The organism is Pseudolysinimonas sp. 10J20-29 (assembly GCF_055809595.1).
In genome coordinates, this window is the sequence record NZ_CM147917.1 from 1286150 (window position 1) to 1301692 (window position 15543).

The 15543-nt window shown below is 71.5% G+C and carries 12 protein-coding genes and 1 pseudogene; 7 read left to right on the forward strand and 6 right to left on the reverse strand.

The genetic code is table 11. The features are described from left to right. Nucleotides 1-31: 31 nt before the first annotated feature. Entirely contained in the window at nt 32-883 is an 852-nt protein-coding gene (locus AC0L6Y_RS06255) for a Sir2 family NAD-dependent protein deacetylase (RefSeq protein ID WP_473558310.1), read from the reverse strand. A gap of 111 nt (nt 884-994) precedes the next feature. Between AC0L6Y_RS06255 and AC0L6Y_RS06260 the strand changes: the two genes are divergently transcribed. Both AC0L6Y_RS06260 and AC0L6Y_RS06265 read left to right on the forward strand, forming a co-directional pair. Further along, nucleotides 995-1798, forward strand: coding sequence for a TrmH family RNA methyltransferase (locus AC0L6Y_RS06260; RefSeq protein WP_473558041.1), 804 nt, complete (start codon nt 995-997; stop codon nt 1796-1798). Between the two features lie 9 nt (nt 1799-1807). Beyond that, entirely contained in the window at nt 1808-3085 is a 1278-nt protein-coding gene (locus tag AC0L6Y_RS06265; protein ID WP_473558046.1) for a D-alanyl-D-alanine carboxypeptidase family protein, read from the forward strand. 6 nt (nt 3086-3091) lie between these two features. Here AC0L6Y_RS06265 and AC0L6Y_RS06270 read toward each other — a convergent pair whose 3' ends face one another. Then, entirely contained in the window at nt 3092-3871 is a 780-nt protein-coding gene (locus tag AC0L6Y_RS06270) for an SGNH/GDSL hydrolase family protein (protein WP_473558051.1), read from the reverse strand. A gap of 205 nt (nt 3872-4076) precedes the next feature. On the opposite strand from AC0L6Y_RS06270, the gene AC0L6Y_RS06275 reads away from it, so the two are divergent. From AC0L6Y_RS06275 to AC0L6Y_RS06285, 3 genes are all read left to right on the forward strand, one after another. After that, on the forward strand, nt 4077-4343 hold the full coding sequence (locus AC0L6Y_RS06275) for a GlsB/YeaQ/YmgE family stress response membrane protein (RefSeq protein ID WP_473558055.1): 267 nt from the start codon (nt 4077-4079) through the stop codon (nt 4341-4343). A 209-nt stretch (nt 4344-4552) separates the two neighbouring features. Beyond that, on the forward strand, nt 4553-5791 hold the full coding sequence (dinB, locus tag AC0L6Y_RS06280; protein ID WP_473558061.1) for a DNA polymerase IV: 1239 nt from the start codon (nt 4553-4555) through the stop codon (nt 5789-5791). Nucleotides 5792-5911: 120 nt separating this feature from the next. Further along, nucleotides 5912-7687 (forward strand): DEAD/DEAH box helicase, encoded by a 1776-nt coding sequence (locus AC0L6Y_RS06285; protein WP_473558315.1) that lies wholly within the window; start codon nt 5912-5914, stop codon nt 7685-7687. Here AC0L6Y_RS06285 and AC0L6Y_RS06290 read toward each other — a convergent pair. After that, complete coding sequence (locus AC0L6Y_RS06290) at nt 7671-8498, reverse strand: Cof-type HAD-IIB family hydrolase (RefSeq protein WP_473558067.1); 828 nt, start codon at nt 8496-8498, stop codon at nt 7671-7673. The genes AC0L6Y_RS06285 and AC0L6Y_RS06290 overlap by 17 nt on opposite strands. A 166-nt stretch (nt 8499-8664) precedes the next feature. Next, a pseudogene (locus AC0L6Y_RS06295) lies at nt 8665-12121 on the reverse strand (error-prone DNA polymerase). 44 nt (nt 12122-12165) lie between these two features. On the opposite strand from AC0L6Y_RS06295, the gene AC0L6Y_RS06300 reads away from it, so the two are divergent. Beyond that, nucleotides 12166-12768 (forward strand): GNAT family N-acetyltransferase, encoded by a 603-nt coding sequence (locus AC0L6Y_RS06300; protein ID WP_473558072.1) that lies wholly within the window; start codon nt 12166-12168, stop codon nt 12766-12768. A 7-nt stretch (nt 12769-12775) separates the two neighbouring features. On the opposite strand, the gene AC0L6Y_RS06305 is transcribed toward AC0L6Y_RS06300, so the two are convergent. Continuing rightward, nucleotides 12776-14332: a DNA polymerase Y family protein gene (locus tag AC0L6Y_RS06305; RefSeq protein ID WP_473558076.1), complete on the reverse strand. Its 1557-nt coding sequence runs from the start codon at nt 14330-14332 to the stop codon at nt 12776-12778. Nucleotides 14333-14403: 71 nt separating this feature from the next. On the opposite strand from AC0L6Y_RS06305, the gene AC0L6Y_RS06310 reads away from it, so the two are divergent. Continuing rightward, nucleotides 14404-14808 (forward strand): DUF4260 domain-containing protein, encoded by a 405-nt coding sequence (locus AC0L6Y_RS06310; protein ID WP_473558082.1) that lies wholly within the window; start codon nt 14404-14406, stop codon nt 14806-14808. Here the strand turns inward: AC0L6Y_RS06310 and AC0L6Y_RS06315 are convergent. Then, entirely contained in the window at nt 14789-15541 is a 753-nt protein-coding gene (locus AC0L6Y_RS06315) for a hypothetical protein (RefSeq protein ID WP_473558088.1), read from the reverse strand. The genes AC0L6Y_RS06310 and AC0L6Y_RS06315 overlap by 20 nt on opposite strands. Nucleotides 15542-15543: the final 2 nt, after the last annotated feature.

Below are 15543 nucleotides of genomic sequence, written 5' to 3' on the forward strand. Positions count from 1 at the left end.
GTCTCCCAGGCAGCCGGGAGGCGGATCTCGCTCAGCCCGCGAGTCGGTCCCGCAGCGCGGTGAGGATCTCGGACGTGCCCGCCTCGATCTTAAGGGTTGCGCGCGCATCGCCCTTCGTCTGACCGCGGTTGACGATGACCACCGGCAGCCGCTTCTTGACGGCCTGGTCGAGCAGACGGATCCCCGAGTTGACCACGAGCGAGGAGCCGGCGATCAGGAACGCGTCCGACGAGCGCACCAGGGCCCGCGCCTCGGTGTACTTCTCGGTCGGGACGAACTCGCCGAAGAAGACCACCTCGGGCTTGAGCACACCGCCGCACACCGTGCAGTCGGGCACCACCATCTCGTCGACGTGCTCGACGCTCACATCGCCATCGGGGTTCAGCTCGAGGGCGCCCGGCTCGGCCAGCCACGGGTTGGCGGCCGCCATCCGGTCGGCGATGCTGCCGCGGTCGAAGCTCTGTCCGCAGGTCAGGCAGCGCACGCGGTCGAGCGCTCCGTGCAGGTCGACGACGCGGCGCGATCCGGCGCGCAGATGCAGCCCGTCCACGTTCTGGGTGACGAGGCCATTGACGATGCCCCGGCTCTCGAGGTCGGCGAGCGCGCGATGCCCCGCGTTGGGTGCCGCGGTCGCGAACCGCTGCCAGCCGAGGTGGCTGCCGGCCCAGTAGCGCTGGCGGGCGCGCGAGTCGGCGATGAAGGTCTGGAAGGTCATCGGCGAGCGCACCGGCGCTCCCGTGCCGCGGTAGTCCGGAATGCCCGAGTCGGTGCTCACGCCCGCGCCGGTCAACACCGAGATCCGTCGCCCCGCGAGCACGTCGAGCACTCGCTCGATATCGCGAGCGAGATCGCTGTCGCCGTCGGCCGGGGCGGTCGTCGCCACGGGAATCGTCGTCACGCACACCTCCTGTGCCGGTGCCCCCAGCGTACGGCCCCGAGTTTTCCGATATGTTTCCGGGGGCTGTCAGCCCGGCGAGCGGTGAAGGGATGCGACATGAAGATCATTCCCATCGGCGACGCCGGCGATGAGCGGCTGCGCGACTATCGGGACCTCACCGACGGCAAGCTGCGGCGGCTGCTGGAGCCCGCGGGCGGGCTCTATCTGGCCGAGTCGAGCAAGGTGATCGCCCGGTCTCTCGCGGCCGGCCACCGCCCGCGCTCGGCGCTGCTGCAGGAGAAGTGGCTGCCGGACATCGAGCCGCTGCTGGAGGGCCACGACGTGCCCGTCTATCTCGCCGAGCCCGGCGTTCTCGAGGAGCTCACCGGCTTCGCGATGCACCGCGGAGCGCTCGCCTCGTTCCATCGCCCGGCCCCGCTGGATGTTCCCACCCTGCTGGCCTCCGCGCGCCGGATCGTCGTGCTCGAGGACATCGTCGACCACACCAATGTGGGCGCGGTGTTCCGTGCGGTGGCGGGTCTGGGCGCCGACGCCGTGCTGATCAGCCCCGGCTGCGCGGACCCGCTGTACCGCCGGTCGGTGCGCGTGAGCATGGGGACCGTGCTGCAGGTGCCGTGGGCGCGGCTCGACTCCTGGCCGGGAGGCCTCGACCAACTCCGGGACGCCGGTTTCACCGTTGCGGCGCTCGCGCTCGACGACCAGGCCGTCGGGCTCGACGAGTTCGCCGCCGATCCGCCCGAGCGCGTCGCCATCCTGCTCGGCACGGAGGGCGACGGGCTGAGCCGACGCGCGCTCAGCACCGCGGACGTGACCGTCACGATCCCGATGTCCGGCGGCGTGGATTCGCTGAACGTCGCCGCGGCCTCCGCGGTGGCCCTCTGGGCGCTGCGGGTCGCTTAGCATTGCCGGGTGAGCCGGATCGCGACGACTCCGCGACAGCGGCACCCCCGATCGGTCTATCGACGCCGGCGCCTCGTCGCGGCGATGATCGCCCTCGCCGTGCTGGCGGTCGGCTTCTATGCGCCGATGACGCTCCTGGCGCCGCTCCCCGCCACCGCCGCCGCGACGACGGTTCCCGCCGACGTGACGATCGACGCGCCCGACCTCGACTGGCCGAGCTACGGCGCGAGCGCTCTCGGCGTCGTCGAGCTGCCCGTGGTGCGAGAGCAGGACGGCTCCGAGAAGGCGCTGCCCCTCGCGAGCATCACGAAGGTGGTCACGGCGCTCACGGTGCTGGACGCGCATCCGCTCGCGCTCGGAGATGACGGGCCCACGATCACGATGAGCTCGGCCGACGTGAGCTACTACTCGCAGCAGCTCGCCATGAACGGCAGCGTCACCGCGGTGGCCGCGGGCGAGCGGTACACCCAACGCGACCTGCTCGAGCTGACCCTGATCAAGTCGGCGAACAACTTCGCGACCAGCCTCGCCGTGTGGGCCTTCGGCTCGGAGGACGCCTTCCGCACGGCCGCCGCGGCGTGGCTTGCGGAGCACGACCTCGACTCGATCACGATCGTCGAGCCGACGGGAATCGACGACGCGAACGTCGGCACGGTCTCGGATCTGATCGAACTCGGTCGCCTGGCGCTGGCCGACCCCCTGATGGCCGACATCGTGGGCAGTGCGAGCGAGACGGTGAGCAACCGCGGCACGATCGAGAACACGAACGCGCTGCTCGGCACCGACGGTGTCGACGGCATCAAGACCGGGACGCTGTACTCGTTCGGCGCGAACCTGCTGTTCTCGGCCGAGCGCGCGATCGAGGGGCGCGCCGAGCCGGTCACCGTGATCGGCGTGATCCTCGGGGCGCCGGATCACGACGTGCTCAACGACGATGTCGAGGACCTGCTCGACACCGCGTTCGCGAACATCGCCGCGGTCACCCTGATCGAGCCCGGCGTCGAACTCGGCTCCTTCGCCACGCAGTGGGAGACCGACACCACGATCGTCACGACCGACACCGCAGAGGCGCTCGTCTGGGGCGACGCCGTCTTCACGGCGCGCATCGACACCGATCAGGTGACGCTCGTCGGCGCGGGCGAGAGCGTCGGCACGCTCGTGTTCGAGGGGTCCGGCGAGAGCACCGCGGTGGAACTGCGCGTCGACCTCGAGACGACCTCCGCGCTCGGCGATCCCGGGCCGTGGTGGCGGCTGACGCATCCCGGACTCATCACGGGCAACCCCTAGGCGGGCTCAGCTCTCGCGGACGCGCCCCGCGGTCGGCCGCTTCGGCTCGATGAAGTCGCCGGAGGACTGGTGCCGAATCCGGCGCAGGATCCACGGCGCCAGATGCTCGCGCGCCCAGCCGATGTCGTCGATGCGCGCCTGCCGCCAGGACTGCGGCGGCATCGGCTCGGCCGCGAACGGCTCGAGGCTGTTCTCGACGTTGAGCGCCGCCAGGACCATGCGGGCGATCGTCTGGTGCCCGATGGGGGAGAAGTGCAGGCGGTCGGGCGCCCACATGCGCGGATCGGTGAGCTCGCGCAGCGACCACATGTCGGCCACGACGCAGTCGTGCTTCTGCGCGATGGTGCGGAGGTTCTCGTTGTAGATCGCGACCTTGCCCCGGATGCGTCCCAGCACCGGCGTGCCGCCGATATCGGGACCGTTGAACAGCACCACGGTGGCGCGATCGCGGCGCAGTCGCGCGATGCCGCCTTCGATGCGTGCGGCGACGTCGTCCGGGTCGGTGCGCGGGCGGATGATGTCGTTGCCGCCCGCCGAGATCGTGATCAGGTCGGGCCGCAGCGCGAGGGCCGCATCCACCTGCTCGTCGAGGATCTGCTGCAGCAGCCGACCTCGAATCGCCAGATTGGCGTAGGCGAAGTCCTCGGTCTGCTCCGCCAGCACCTCGGCGACGCGATCGGCCCAGCCGCGGTGTCCGCCCGGGCTGCGCTCCTCCGGATCTCCGATGCCTTCGGTGAAGGAGTCGCCGATCGCGACGTAGCGAGACCACGGGTGCTGAACGCTCATGTCAATAGCGTGCCTCCGGGATGCGCTTTCGGCAAGCGGACCCGCGGACGGTCCGTACACCCTCTCACCCCGCGCACCAATAACGCTCAGCAAAGGCACATCAACCGGTCAGCACATTCCGGCTTGACCCTCGTTCGGGGGGCGAGCAGTGTGGAGTTGTCACTTCGAGACCCGGAGTGATTCCTCTATCGACTGGGAGGTTGACATGGGGTTCTTGGGATTCCTGTTGCTCGGGCTGATCGCCGGAGCCATCGCGAAGCTCATTCTGCCGGGACGGCAAGCGGGCGGTTGGCTCGCAACGCTGCTGCTCGGCGTTGTGGGGGCGCTGCTCGGCGGCTGGCTGGGCGGACTCATCTTCGGAGTGGGGCTGGAAGAGTTCTTCTCGATCCAGACCTGGCTTCTTGCCATCGGCGGCTCGGTGCTCGTGCTGCTGATCTGGGGGCTCGTGACGCGAGGGTCGCGTCGAGCCTGACCATCACCCGCGGGGTCGGCGCTGTCTTGCCGCTCACGCCCCGCACTGCTTGACTGAGGGCGGTTCCATTTCGGAGCCGCCCTCAGTTCTGTGCGGAGCGCGTCCGCGCGGACGCTCGGAGTCTTCCGTGGCCGGGGCCTCGACAGCGTCGTCGGGGCCCCTTTCGTCGTGCTCGCACCGCTGTCGGCGGGCGGTGGCAGGATAGCCGGGTGAGCAAGCAGGATGGGCGCAACCGGCTGGTCAGCGACGCGCCCGTCGACGACCTGACGGCGACGATCCTGCACGTCGACCTGGATGCGTTCTACGCCTCGGTCGAGCTGCTCGAACGCCCCGAACTCGTCGGCAAGCCGGTGATCGTCGGGCACGCGAGCGCGCGCTCGGTGGTGACCGCCGCCAACTACGAGGCGCGCCAGTTCGGGGTCAACTCCGCGATGTCGATGGCGCTCGCCCGGCAGCGCTGCCCGCAGGCGATCGTGCTGGAACCGCACTTCGAGCGCTACCAGCACTACTCGGCGCTGTTCATGGCGGCGCTCGGCGAGATCTCGCCGCTCGTCGAACCGCTCGGCATCGACGAGGCCTTCGTCGACATCGCCGGCGCGCGCCGGCTGTTCGGCACCCCGTGGCAGATCGCGACCCGCCTTCGCGCCGCGGTGTTCGAGGCGACCGGGCTGAATGCCTCCGTCGGCGCCGCCGCGACGAAGTACGTGGCGAAGCTCGCCTCGGGCCGCGCGAAGCCGAACGGCCAGCTCATCGTTCCGGCCGCCGACACCCTCGAGTTCCTGCATCCGCAGCCGATCTCAGCGCTGTGGGGCGTCGGCGCCAAGACGGAGGAGCAGCTCACGCGGCTCGGGCTGCGCACGATCGGCGACCTCGCCGAGATGCCGATCGACACGCTCCGGCACAGCATCGGCGAGGTCGGGGCGACACGCCTTCGAGAGCTCGCCTGGGGTCGCGACCCGCGCGCGGTCGCACCGGGTCGGGAAGAGAAGTCCGTCGGCCACGAGACGACGTTCGAGACGGACGTGCTCGAGCGCGACGTGATCCACCGCACCCTGCTGCAGCTCGCCGACAGCGTCGGCATTCGTCTGCGCCGCGCCGGGGTCCGCGCCCGCACCGTCAGTCTGAAGCTCCGCTTCTCCGACTTCACGACGATCACCCGCTCGCGCACGCTCGCCGACGCCACCGACGTGGGGCGTCGGCTCTCGGAGGAGGCGCGGGCGCTGTACGACGCGGCCAACCCGGAGCGGCGACCCGTGCGACTGGTGGGGGTGCGCGCCGAGCAGCTCACGGGCGACGTCGCCCGGCTCAGCCTGTGGGACGACGATGAGGCGTGGCGCGAGGCCGAGACGACGATGGACGAGCTCAACGCGCGGTTCGGCGACGGCAGCGTGCGCTCCGCGGCGCTGCTGCGCGGTGCGCGAACCCGGCGATTCGGCCATGGCGACTGACGCCGTCGGCGGCGCGCGGTATCGTCTTTTCAAGTGAGTACTTCCGCCGAATTCGACGCCGCCTCGCGTGCGTCCGTCGACGCCGGGAGCACCTTCCGCGCCGCCGCCGCGGCCGAGCATCTGCCGCCGAGCTACCCGCAGCGCGCCCCCTGGGGCACCGCGGGTCGCCTTCGCGCCTGGCAGGAGGAGGCCCTCACCGCCTACTTCGACACCGACGACGGGCGCGGTGACGGCAACGGGCCCCGCGACTTCCTCGTCTCGGCGACCCCGGGCGCCGGCAAGACCACGTTCGCGCTCCGCCTCGCGAGCGAGCTCCTGCAGCGCCACGTCGTCGACCGGGTCACGGTCGTCGCCCCCACCGAGCACCTCAAGACGCAGTGGGCGGATGCAGCGCACCGGGCCGGCATCCGACTGGATCCGCGGTTCAGCAACCGGCATTCGCGCGAGTCCCGGCAGTATCACGGCGTCGTCGTCACCTACGCGCAGATCGCGGTGCGCGCGGGGCTGCACCGCCAGCTCACCGAGTCGGCGCGCACGCTCGTCATCCTCGACGAGATCCACCACGGCGGCGACGCGCTCAGCTGGGGCGACGCCATCCGTGAGGCCTTCGAGACCGCCGAACGCCGCCTGTCGCTGACCGGAACCCCGTTCCGCTCCGACACGGCGCCGATCCCCTTCGTGCGCTACCTGCGCGACGAGCGCGGGGTGCGGCTGTCGCAGACCGACTTCGCCTACGGCTACGGGCGGGCGCTCCGCGACGGGGTCGTGCGCCCGGTCGTGTTCCTCAGCTACGCCGGCTCGATGCGCTGGCGCACGAAGCAGGGCGAGGAGTGGGAGGCGACCCTCGGGCAGGACGACACCAAGGACGTCACCTCGCAGGCCTGGCGCGCCGCCCTCGACCCGGACGGCGACTGGATGCCGGCGGTCCTCACCGCCGCCGACAAGCGGCTCAGCGAGGTGCGGCAGTCGGTGCCGGACGCCGGGGGGCTCGTGATCGCGAGCGACCAGACGACCGCCCGCGCGTACGCGACGATTCTGGAGAACCTGACCGGCGAGGCGCCCGTCGTCGTGCTCAGCGACGAGAAGGCCTCCAGCGACCGGATCTCCGAGTACTCGGCGAACACGCACCGCTGGATGGTCGCCGTCCGCATGGTCTCCGAGGGGGTCGACGTGCCGCGGCTGGCTGTCGGCGTCTACGCGACCAGCGCCTCCACGCCGCTGTTCTTCGCGCAGGTCATCGGCCGCTTCGTGCGCGCCCGACGCCGCGGCGAGCTCGCCTCGATCTTCGTGCCGAGCGTGCCCGTCCTCCTTCGCCTGGCGAGCGAGCTGGAGCGCGAGCGCGACCACGCGCTGGATCGCGAGTCCTCCGGCGACGACCTGCTCGACGATTCGCTCCTCGAGCGCGCCGAGCAGGGCGACACCGCCTCGGCGGAGCTGCTCGACGAGTACGAGTGGACGGCGCTCGGCTCGGAGGCCACCTTCGAGAAGGTGCTCTACGACGGTGAGGAGTACGGCGCGCTCGCGCAGCCGGGCAGCGACGAGGAGTGGGACTTCATCGGGCTTCCCGGGATTCTCGAGCCGGAGCAGGTCAGCGAGCTCTTGAAGCACCGCCAGGCCCGCCAGGCGCGCCGCGCCGCATTCCACGGCGACGAGAACGCCGGGAGCGCACCGCCGGCTCCCGCCGCGCCGCAGCCCCTGCACCGCACGCTCGCCGAGCAGCGCAAGCTGCTGAACTCGCTGGTCTCGATTCGCGCCCGCGGCACCGGGCAGACCCACGCCATGGTGCACGCGGAGGTGCGGCGCGCCTGCGGTGGGCCCGAGGTCGCCCGCGCGACCGTCGCGCAGCTTCAGGCGCGCATCGACTGGATCCGCGGTCGGCTCAACGCGGGGAAGTGAACTCCCCGCGCCACTCGGTGAGGAACACGGCGGCCGCGTCGTCGTGGATCAGGGAGTCGTGCATCCGCACCGCGTACGGGGTCTCGGGCACGCCGTCCGCGGGACGCACGTCAAGGTGCTCGACCTCGTAGCCTGCCTCGTGCAGCCAGTCGGCCATCGCGTAGTCGCTGCGCGAGTCCCCGGCGGTGCGCCAGACCTTCGGCACGCCGAAGCTCTGCAGCAGTTCGATCGCGCGGCGGGCGCCCATGTCCTTGCCGACCCGCGCATCCTCGACGTCGGTCGAGATGATCGACGGGTCGAGGCGGAGCCGGGAATCGAGGCCCTGCTCGCGCATCCGCTCGGCGACGATCGCGTTGAACTCGGCCTGCGCCCGGTGGTAGGTCTCGCTCGGCACCTCGACGCGCTGCTCGACGGAGATCATCGTGAGCTTGGTGTCGTCCCAGAACATCGTGTCGCTGAAACGCTGTTCGACCAGGTCGCGCACGAACGCACCGAGGTCGGCGGGCACCTGCAGCTCCGGGTCGACCTGCGTCGCGCCTGCGACCCCGTCGACGATGGAGAACCAGGTGGCTCCCTTCTCGCAGATCGCGTGCACGGGCGCGCCGGGCTCGAGACCGGCGGCGACCATCACGTCGAGGACGACGTCGCGGATGAACGCATCTGAACGCCCCGTGTTGAAGATCACCGGGTTGCCCGCGTTGGCCAGCGCGACCAGGTCGTGCGCGATCGAGTCGATCGCGACGGTGCGGGTGACGGGGCTGGCGATCGGGCCGTTGACGTCGAGCAGGAGTCCAAGTGCGGGGGAGTTCACCGTCCAATCCTCTCAGCCCTTTGCGGGTTGAGTAGCCGCCGCTGGCGGCGTATCGAAACCGCAAGGCTCTGCGGGTTGAGTAGCCGCCGATGGCAGCGTATCGAAACCGCGGTGCTCGCCCTGGGGTTTCGATACGCGCCCCTGGCGCTACTCAACCCGCTCGCGGTCAGCGGAAGTCGCGCGAGGCGTGCCGCACGCCGAGGCGCAGCGGTTCGGCGCGGTCGGCGAGCAGGTTCACCACGCCCTCGGGGGAGCGCTCGAGGATGCCGCGCACGATCAGGGCGGGCTCCTCCCGCCAGATGCGGCGGTAGCGGCCCCAGACGCCCATCGAGCAGACCACGTTCATCACCCCGGTCTCGTCTTCGAGGTTGAGGAAGGTGATGCCGCTCGCGGTCGAGGGGCGCTGGCGATGGGTGACGACGCCCGCGAGTTCAACACGGCGGCCGTCCTCCGCGGTGCGCATCGCGGCCGCTGTGAGCACCCCGCGCTCGTCCAGCGTGCCGCGGAAGTGGGAGAGCGGGTGGTCATCGACCGAGAGCCCGGTCGCCCAGAGGTCGGAGGCGAGCACCTCGAAGGAGCTGGGATCGGGAAACAGCGGCGGCTGCACCGTCACCGTGGTGTCGGGCAGGTATTCGGCCCGATGCTGCGCCGCGCTGCCAGCGCGCCACAGCGCGTCGCGACGGCCGATGCCGAGCGTCTCGAAGGCGCCCGCGCTGGCGAGCGCCTCCAGCTGGGCGGTGTTCAGACCGGTGCGGTGCACGAGGTCCTCCATCGAGGCGAAGGGGCCACGTTCGGTGCGCTCGGCGACGATGCGCTCGGCGAGCTTCGCGCCGATCCGGGTGACGCCGGCCAGGCCCAGCCGCACGGCGAAACCTGCGGGTTGAGTAGCCGCCGATGGCGGCGTATCGAAACCGCGGGGGTCGCCTTCTGGGTTTCGATACGCGCCGTCGGCGCTACTCAACCCGCTCACGTCGGTTTTGGGGTTTCGATACGCGCCTTCGGCGCTACTCAACCCGCTCAACCCGCTCGACCCGCTGACGGGTTCGAGGGTGGCCTGGGCGTCAGAGAGCTGCACGTCGGGGCGGCGCACCTCGACGCCGTGGCGGCGGGCATCCGCGACGAGGGTGGCGGGGGAGTAGAAGCCCATCGGCTGGGCGCGCAGGCAGCCCGGCGAGGAACGCCGCCGGGTAGCGCAGCTTCACCCACGAGCTCGCGTAGACGAGCAGCGCGAAGCTCAGCGAGTGGCTCTCGGCGAAGCCGAAGTTGGCGAAGGCCTGGATCTGCCGGTAGATCGTGTCGGAGTCCTCCTGGCTCAGCCCGTTGCGCGCCATGCCCGCGTAGAGCTTCTCGCGGAGGCTGTCGATGCGCTCCAGTCCCCGCTTCGAGCCCATCGCCCGCCGCAGCAGGTCGGCGTCTTCACCCGTGCAGTCGCCGACCGCCATCGCCATCTGCATCAGCTGCTCCTGGAACACCGGCACGCCGAGGGTGCGCTCGAGCACCGGTTCGAGCTTCGGGTGCAGGTAGGTGATCGGCTCCTTGCCGAGCCGGCGGCGCACGAAGGGGTGCACCGCACCGCCCTGGATCGGCCCGGGCCGGATCATCGCGATCTGCACCACCAGGTCGTAGAACCGGCGCGGGCGAAGCCGCGGCAGCAGCCCCATCTGGGCGCGCGACTCCACCTGGAACACCCCGATCGAGTCGGCGGCGCACAGCATGTCGTAGACCTCCGGATCCTCTTTCGGGATGGTCGAGAGCTCCCAGTGCTCGCCCGTCGACCCGCGGATCAGGTCGAAGGAGTGCTGCAGCGCCGACAGCATCCCCAGGCCCAGCAGATCGAACTTGACCAGGCCCATCCAGGCGCAGTCGTCCTTGTCCCACTGCACGACGGTGCGCTTCTCCATGCGGGCGTGCTCGATCGGCACCACCTCGCCGACGGGCCGATCGGTCAGCACCATGCCGCCGGAGTGGATGCCGAGATGCCGCGGCGCCTTCAGCAGCTCGGTGGCAAGCTCCACCACCCGCTCCGGGATGTCGTGGTCGGGTTCGCTGCCGACCTCGCCGCCCCACCGCTCGACCTGCTTGCTCCAGGCGTCCTGCTGCCCGGTGGAGTAGCCGAGCGCCTTCGCCATGTCGCGCATGGCGTTCTTGGGCCGGTACTGGATCACGTTCGCCACCTGCGCGGCGTTGCGCCGACCGTACTTCTCGAACACCCACTGGATGACCTCCTCGCGGCGATCGGAGTCGAAGTCGACGTCGATGTCGGGCTCCTCATCGCGCAGGCTCGACAGGAAGCGTTCGAACGGCAGCCGGTAGTAGATCGAGTCGACCGCGGTGATGTCGAGCAGGTAGCAGACGGCCGAGTTGGCGGCCGAGCCGCGCCCCTGGCAGAGGATGCCGCGGCTGCGGGCGAAGGCGACGATGTCGTGCACGATGAGGAAGTAGCCGGGGAAGTCCTTCTTCTCGATCACCGCGAGCTCGTTCTCGATGCGCTGCCGATCCTCTTCCGACAGGTCCGGGTACTTGCGCGGCACGGCGCGCCAGACCAGCTCGCGCAGCCACGACATCGGGGTGTGCCCCTCGGGCACCTGCTGCTTCGGCAGGGCCGGCTTGGCGCGGCGCAGCGGGAAGGCGAGCTCTTCCGCGAGTTCGACGCTGCGCTCGACGGCGCCGGGGTAGCGCGCGAATCGTGCCCGCATCTCGGCCCCCGAGCGCAGGTGCGCGCTGCCCGCGGGGGGAAGCCAGCCGTCGAGCTCGTCGAGGCTGCGCTGCGCCCGCACGGCGGCGATCGCGGTCGCGAGTCGGCGATCCTCGGGACGGGCGTAGTGCACGTTGCCGGTCGCCACGACGGACAGGCCGCGCTCGGCGGCGAGTGCGGCCAGGACGTCGTTGTGGACGCTGTCGAGCGGCAGCTCGTGGTCGATGAGCTCGACGTTCACGTTCTCGGAGCCGAACAGCGCCACCAGACGGTCGAGCTCGGCCGACGCCTCCTCAACCTGATCCGGATGCGGAGCGGCCGCCGGCTGCGCGGAGTCTCCCGCGAGCGCCTGCCGCACCGCCCCCTTGCGGCATCCGGTGAGGATCACCCAGTGGCCATCGGCGGCGACGGCGAGGTCGTCGAGGTCGTAGACGGGGCGCCCCTTCTCGGTGCCGCGCAGCTGCGCCTCAGTGATGGCGGCCGCGAGCCGGTGATAGCCCTCGAGCCCCCGCGCCAGCACGAGCAGATGGGTGCCCTCCGGATCGGCCTCCCCGTTCTGCGGACCGGAGAGCCCGAGCGAGAGCTCGGCCCCGAACACCGTGGCGACCTGCGCCGTCTCGGCCGCCTCGGCGAACCGCACGATGCCGTAGAAGCCGTCGTGGTCGGTGATCGCGAGCGCGCGGAGCCCCAGCCGCTCCGCCTCCTCGAGCAGCGCCTCGGGGCTGGAGGCGCCGTCGAGGAAGCTGAAGCTGGAGTGCGCGTGCAGTTCGGCGTAGGGCACCGCGGCCGCGTCGCGCACGCGCTCCGACGGCGCGACGTAGGGCCCGCGCTTGCGCGAGAGGGGCGTGTCGAGCGCGGCGACCGGGCGCGACCCCGAGAGCGTGCGCTCGAGTTCGCTCCACTGGATCGGCGGATTCTGCCAGCCCATCAGGGCGCCTTTCTGATGCCCGGTGTCGCCTCTAGGGTGAGGGCATGAGCACGTGGATGACGCGTGACGGCCGCCCGATCGAGGTGCGGCCCGCGCGCGGCGCCTTCGATGACTTCGCGGCGGTCGTCGGTCCGAAGACGCCCGGAACACCGGGGTGCTGGTGCATGGCCTATCGCGACGCCCGCAAGGGGCTCGACGACCGCATCGCGCACATGAAGAGCGAGTGCTCCACCGAGCCGGGGCCGGGCGTGCTGGCCTACATCGAGGGTGTCGTGGCGGGCTGGTGCTCGGTGGCCCCGCGCTCCAGCTACCGCCGGCTGATGAACTCGCGCACCATTCCGAACCTGCAGAAGCTGGAGATCAACGAGCGCGACCCCTGGGCGATCGTGTGCTTCGTTGTCCGGGCGGGATATCGCAAGCAGGGGATCGCACGGGCGCTTCTCGGCGGCGCGATCGAGCACGTTCGTGCGCACGGCGGAGGAGTGCTGGAGGGCTATCCGGTCTCCGACGAGGAGGGACGCGTCGACACGATCTCGGGCTACGTCGGCGGGACGAGCCTGTTCGAGGAGGCGGGCTTCACGCGCGTCATGCTCACGGATTCTCACCTCGCACATCGAGACCGCTGGCTCATGCGGCTCGAGGTCTGAACGCAGCTCAGTCATAGCGGCCCGCCGCCCACCATTCCCCGGCCTCGTCGAGCTCGAGCAGCCACGCCTCTCCGGCGGTGTCGACCGCCTGGAAGCGCTGGATGCGACGCGCGGCGGACTGATCCCACCAGCGCTCGTCGAGCGGCCACGGGCCCGCCCAGGCCGTCAGATCGCGTCGTGCGCCGGTCTGGGAGACCAGCACCGCGGGGGAGGCGCTGAGCGTGCCGCGCGCATCCACCGCGACCGGGCGGCCGCGCGCGTCTTCGACCCGCAGCGGCCGCGGCACCTCGTACACCGTCGCCGGCGCGGGCGGCGGCACGGCACCCGGCCACGGACGCCGCACGTCGCGCCGCACCACCGGCCGATCGCCCCACGGCACGAGCGTCTGCCGTTCGGCGGGGGAGCGCCCGCCCTCCCGGGTCGCCGTGACCACCCCCGCGTGCCCGACCATGCCCTGCACGCGCGACAGCACCGAATGCACCTGCTCTTCGGGCCCCGAGCCCCACAGGCCGCGCTCGTGCGCGCCGACCGGGTCGACCGACTCGGGGGCGAGGCGCACACGCGCGACGGGGGAGCGCAGGCCGTGGTCGCGATCCGAGCCGGTCTGCGCCTCGAGCGACCAGCGGATGCGGTCCACCACCTCGGCGGGAGCGAACGACCGCGGGTGCAGCCACACCCGTTCGCTGGTCTCGCCGTCCTCGCCGGTGAACTCGACGCGCAGCGCCGTGCAGACGAGCGTCTCGGCCAGCAGCGCTGCGACGAAGTCGTCGGCCGCCACGCGCATGCCGAAGGCCACCTGGTCGATGCGCTCCAGCGGCGGCTCGAAGTCGACGACGGCGTCGAGGTCGCGCGGGGGGATGCGCGGGGTGGCGGCGCGTGCGTCGCTCCCGCGGGCGAGCGCGTGCCAGCGGGCGCCGTTCTCGCCGAAGCGCGACGCGACGTCGAAGGCGGTCAGCTCGGCGAAGCCGCCGAGCGTGCGAATGCCGAGTCGCGGCAGGAGGGAGACCAGTTCGGGGTCGTCGATCAGCGTGATCGGCAGCGGCGCGAGGAACGCCGCGGCCTCGCCCGCGGGCACGATGCGGGTGCGCTCGTCGATCGGGGTGCGCCGGGCCGCCAGCTCGGCGGCGAACAGCCCGTCGGCGATGCCGACCGCCGCCGGCAGCTCGAGCCCCTCGGCGATCGCCAGCAGGGTTCTTGCCGCCGCACGCTCGCCGCCGTAGTAGCGCGCCACCCCGCGGGCGCGCACCGCCACCAGACCGGGGCGCAGCGGATGCCACCCCGGCACCGACTGCTCCAGCGCGGTCAGCACCGGCTCGAAGGCGCGCGCGTCGAGGGAGCGGTCGTAGGCGAGCACGTGCACGGCGGCGCAGCGCGACTGGGCCTCGCGCTGCCGCATGCCGCGCCGCACCCCCTCGGCGCGCGCCGGCTGGTTGGCGGCGAAGACCACGCCCTTGTCGATGAGGATGATCGGCTCGCCCGGGGAGAGCCGCTCGGCGCGCGCGTGGGCGACGACGGGCCAGTCGGGGCACCACAGCACGGCCATCCGTGCGTCAACGGTGTTCATGTCGCGTTCCACAATCCAGTTTCGAACATGTGTTCGAGTCTGTCAAACGCGACCGACACTACCCTGGAGGCATGAGCCCCACTGCCTTCCAACGACTCGAGAACGTCGCCATTGCGGCCATGATCGCGGTGGCGTTCGTGCTTGCCGGCTATGACTGGTGGTGGCTTCTCGCCCTTTTCCTCGCCTTCGACATCTCAGCCCTCGGCTACCTCCGAAACCAGAGAATCGGAGCGCTCGGCTACAACCTGGTGCACAACTACACCGGGCCCGCGCTGATGACCGTCGCGCACGTTCTTCTGGTGGCGTGGGGAACGCCACAGGACTGGCTGGGTCTGATCGCCGGGTGCTGGGCATTCCACATCGCCGTTGATCGGGCCATCGGGTACGGACTCAAGTTCTCCGATTCCCCTCGGCACACCCACCTCACCGACTCCGCGCCAGCCGTGTCGCCGAACGCTACCCCGCCGCGCTCCTGAGCCGCCGCGCCGCACCCTCGTTTCGAGCTTCGACCACAGCGACCTGCTGCCCGGGGCCGGGCAGCCAGAGCCGCCGCGAACGAGGCCGGCCCGCCCAGCTCTTGGAACTGGATGCGACACTCACCTGCCGCGCCTGCAGGTGCCCGAAGCCCGAACCGAGGCCCACCCAGTTGCTCGCCGTGACCGCCAGGCGCGCATCCGCCCCCGGCCAGTCGCCGATGCTCACCAGCGCCCCCTCGCGCTGGCGCAGCCGCGCCGACAGCTTGCTCGCCGCGGAGTCGCTGAGCTTCGCCGCCCCGCTCGCCCGCCGCGGCGGTCGCACGATGACCACGGTCACCACGTCGACCAGGGCCGAGACCACCGAGAGCCACTGCTCGCCCGGATGCGGCACCAGCACCACGCGCTCCAGGTCGAGCCCCAGACCGGCGACCGCCTCGACGCCGAGATCGGGCATGCCGACGATCGCACACCACGCCCCGGCGGCGCTCGGCCCCTGGGCGAGACCCAGCGCGAGCGTCGTCGACCCGTCGACCGCGTAGCTGCCGCCCGCGGCGAGCGCGCCGCCGGGAAGCAGCCCGGTCAGCGCCTCGTGCGTGGGCAGCGCGCGGGAGTCCAGGCGCGTGCGCTGCATGCCGCGGATCCGCTCCTGCAGAGCGCGCACCACCTCATCGCGGTGCGGGGCGTCACTCTCGATCGGCTCCGCCCGCAGGGCGACGGCAGGGGAGGCGTGCATGC

Excerpts from the sequence above, each read along its gene's own strand:
- AC0L6Y_RS06260 (WP_473558041.1), top strand. The coding sequence starts at position 995 with ATGAAGATCATTCCCATCGGCGACGCCGGCGATGAGCGGCTGCGCGAC.
- AC0L6Y_RS06270 (WP_473558051.1), bottom strand. The coding sequence starts at position 3,871 with ATGAGCGTTCAGCACCCGTGGTCTCGCTACGTCGCGATCGGCGACTCC.
- AC0L6Y_RS06275 (WP_473558055.1), top strand. The coding sequence starts at position 4,077 with ATGGGGTTCTTGGGATTCCTGTTGCTCGGGCTGATCGCCGGAGCCATC.
- AC0L6Y_RS06300 (WP_473558072.1), top strand. The coding sequence starts at position 12,166 with ATGAGCACGTGGATGACGCGTGACGGCCGCCCGATCGAGGTGCGGCCC.
- AC0L6Y_RS06305 (WP_473558076.1), bottom strand. The coding sequence starts at position 14,332 with ATGAACACCGTTGACGCACGGATGGCCGTGCTGTGGTGCCCCGACTGG.
- AC0L6Y_RS06310 (WP_473558082.1), top strand. The coding sequence starts at position 14,404 with ATGAGCCCCACTGCCTTCCAACGACTCGAGAACGTCGCCATTGCGGCC.
- AC0L6Y_RS06315 (WP_473558088.1), bottom strand. The coding sequence starts at position 15,541 with ATGCACGCCTCCCCTGCCGTCGCCCTGCGGGCGGAGCCGATCGAGAGT.